General features: G+C 54.0%; 2 rRNA genes. Both read left to right on the forward strand.

Going from position 1 to position 3,269, the window contains the following annotated elements:
• Positions 1–103 precede the first annotated feature (103 nt).
• Positions 104–3,021, forward strand: a 23S ribosomal RNA gene (locus B9A24_RS00055).
• 81 nt (positions 3,022–3,102) lie between these two features.
• A 5S ribosomal RNA gene (rrf, locus tag B9A24_RS00060) occupies positions 3,103–3,214 on the forward strand.
• Positions 3,215–3,269: the final 55 nt, after the last annotated feature.

Consider the following 3,269-nt stretch of genomic DNA (forward strand, 5'->3'; position numbering starts at 1 on the left):
TTCTTTGACGTAGGATAACGAGTAAGAAGAAAAGAAAGAAGCGAGGACTACTTTTAGTGGTTTCTTGTTACGAGCCGGGCTTTCTGTTTACAGGAGGTCCTGAAGGTAAGTAAACAAGGGCACACGGGGGATGCCTAGGCTCTCAGAGGCGAAGAAGGACGTGATAAGCTGCGAAAAGCCGCGGGGATTGGCACATACGAAGTGATCCGCGGGTATCCGAATGGGGCAACCCACTTACGTGAAGCGTAAGGGCGTATATATTTAGTTATATACGGGCAAACCCGGGGAACTGAAACATCTAAGTACCCGGAGGAACAGAAAATAACAATGATTCCCTAAGTAGTGGCGAGCGAACGGGGACGAGCCCAAACCGAGCTGGTTACGGCCAGCGCGGGGTTGTAGGACCTCAACATCTGATTGTTTGATTTTAGCTGAACGACGTGGGAAAGTCGATCATAGAGGGTGAGAATCCCGTAAGCGAGCAGATCAAGCACGGTAGAGGATTCCTGAGTAGGGGGGGACCGGAGAAATCCCCTCTGAATCCAGCGGCACCATCCGCTAAGGCTACATACTCCTGAGAGACCGATAGTGAACCAGTACCGTGAGGGAAAGGTGAAAAGAACCTCGAATAGAGGAGTGAAAAGAACCTGAAACCGTGTGCTTACAAGCGGTCGGAGCCCTTTTGTGGGGTGACGGCGTGCCTTTTGCATAATGAGCCTACGAGTTACTCCTCCCTGGCGAGGTTAAATGCTTCGAAGCATGGAGCCGCAGCGAAAGCGAGTCTGAATAGGGCGCAGAGTCAGGGGGGGTAGACGCGAAACTTTGTGATCTACCCATGACCAGGGTGAAGGTTGGGTAAAACCAACTGGAGGCCCGAACCAGTTTCCGTTGAAAAGGATTTGGATGAGTTGTGGGTAGGGGTGAAAGGCCAATCAAACTGAGAAATAGCTCGTACTCCCCGAAATGTATTTAGGTACAGCGTCGAGGTGAAGTCAGCGGGAGGTAGAGCTACCGATTGGACTAGGGGGTGTCACAGCCTACCGAATCCAGACGAACTCCGAATGCCCGTTGATATACTCGGCAGTGAGGCGTGGGGTGCTAAGGTCCCATGCCGAGAGGGAAAGAACCCAGACCATCCGCTAAGGTCCCTAAATTCGGACTAAGTTGAACAAAGGAGGTCCACTTGCCTTGACAGCCAGGATGTTGGCTTGGAAGCAGCCATTCATTTAAAGAGTGCGTAACAGCTCACTGGTCGAGCGAGAGGGCATCGATAATACGCGGGCATCAAGTCCGGTACCGAAGCGATGGATTTACACGTAGGTGTAAGTGGTAGGGGAGCATTCTAGCAGCGGAGAAGGTATCCTGTCAGGGGTGCTGGAGCGGCTAGAAAAGCAAATGTAGGCATGAGTAACGATAAGGCGGGTGAGAAACCCGCCCCCCGATAGACTAAGGTTTCCTGCTCAACGCTAATCGGAGCAGGGTTAGTCGGGACCTAAGGCTACGCCGAGAGGCTACGTCGATGGACAGCTGGTTGATATTCCAGCACTTACAACAGGAAGTGATGCAGTGACGCAGAAGTGAAAGTACCGCGGGCGGACGGAAGTGCCCGTTGAAGCGTGTAGGTATAGGGTTGGTAGGTAAATCCGCCGACTTTGCTGAACCGTGATAGTACCCTACGGCCTCGGCCACGGGGATAGTGTACCTAATCAGACTGCCAAGAAAACCTGCTAAGCGTTTTAATTCTGTTGTAACCCGTACCGCAAACCGACACAGGTAGTCAAGGAGAGTATCCTGAGGGGCTCGAGTGAATCACGGCCAAGGAACTCGGCAAAATGGACCTGTAACTTCGGGAGAAGGGTCGCTTCCTCTGCGCAAGCAGAGAAGCCGCAGTGAAAAGGCCCAGGCGACTGTTTAACAAAAACACATGACTTTGCGAACGCGCAAGCGGAAGTATAAGGTCTGACACCTGCCCGGTGCCGGAAGGTTAAGAGGGGAACTTAGTGGCGCAAGCTGCGAAGGTTTGAATCGAAGCCCCGGTAAACGGCGGCCGTAACTATAACGGTCCTAAGGTAGCGAAATTCCTTGTCGGGTAAGTTCCGACCTGCACGAATGGTGTAACGATCTGGGCGCTGTCTCAGCCGTGAGCTCGGTGAAATTGTAGTCTCGGTGAAGATGCCGAGTACCCGCCACGGGACGGAAAGACCCCGTGCACCTTTACTATAGCTTGACATTGACGCTGGGTAACACATGTGTAGGATAGGTGGGAGGCTTTGAGCCGGAGGCGCCAGCTTTCGGGGAGCCAACGTTGAAATACCACCCTTGTGTTACTCGGTGCCTAATCTCCGAGACGGGGAAACAGTGTCTGGTGGGTAGTTTGACTGGGGTGGTCGCCTCCAAAAGAGTATCGGAGGCTTTCAAAGGTCCGCTCAGACCGCTTGGTAACCGGTTGTAGAGCGCAATAGCAGAAGCGGGCTTGACTGTGAGGCCTACAAGCCGAGCAGGGTCGAAAGACGGATATAGTGATCCGGTGGTTCCGCATGGAAGGGCCATCGCTCAAAGGATAAAAGGTACGCCGGGGATAACAGGCTGATCTCCCCCAAGAGCTCATATCGACGGGGAGGTTTGGCACCTCGATGTCGGCTCGTCACGTCCTGGGGCTGGAGAAGGTCCCAAGGGTTCGGCTGTTCGCCGATTAAAGTGGCACGCGAGCTGGGTTCAGAACGTCGTGAGACAGTTCGGTCCCTATCTGTGGTGGGCGTTAGAGATTTGCGAGGACCTGTCCTTAGTACGAGAGGACCGGGATGGACCAGCCGCTCGTGCACCGGTTGTGGCGCCAGCTGCAGCGCCGGGTAGCGACGCTGGGATGAGATAAGCGCTGAAAGCATCTAAGTGCGAAACTCACCTCAAGATGAGATCTCTTATATAGGAAGAGTCGTGGGAGACGACCACGTCGATAGGCTATAGGTGGAAGGTCCGAAATGGCCGAGCCGAGTAGTACTAATGACTCGAACACTTACCAGATAATGCTCTTTTCTGTTTCTTCTTACCCGTTACCTGCGTCAACGTTATTTGTTGGACCCGTGAACAGGTCCAACCGCCAGTAATGGTGGCTTTAGCCCGGGTGTTCACCTCTTCCCATTCCGAACAGAGCAGTTAAGCCCCGGTGCGCCTATGGTACTACCTTCACCGGTGGGAGAGTCGGTCGCCGCCAACCTTACTTCACCGCAGCCCCCCAGCGTCCACCTCCCCGGATGCGGGGGGCTGCTCGC

Source organism: Hymenobacter roseosalivarius DSM 11622 (assembly GCF_900176135.1).
Taxonomy (GTDB): domain Bacteria; phylum Bacteroidota; class Bacteroidia; order Cytophagales; family Hymenobacteraceae; genus Hymenobacter; species Hymenobacter roseosalivarius.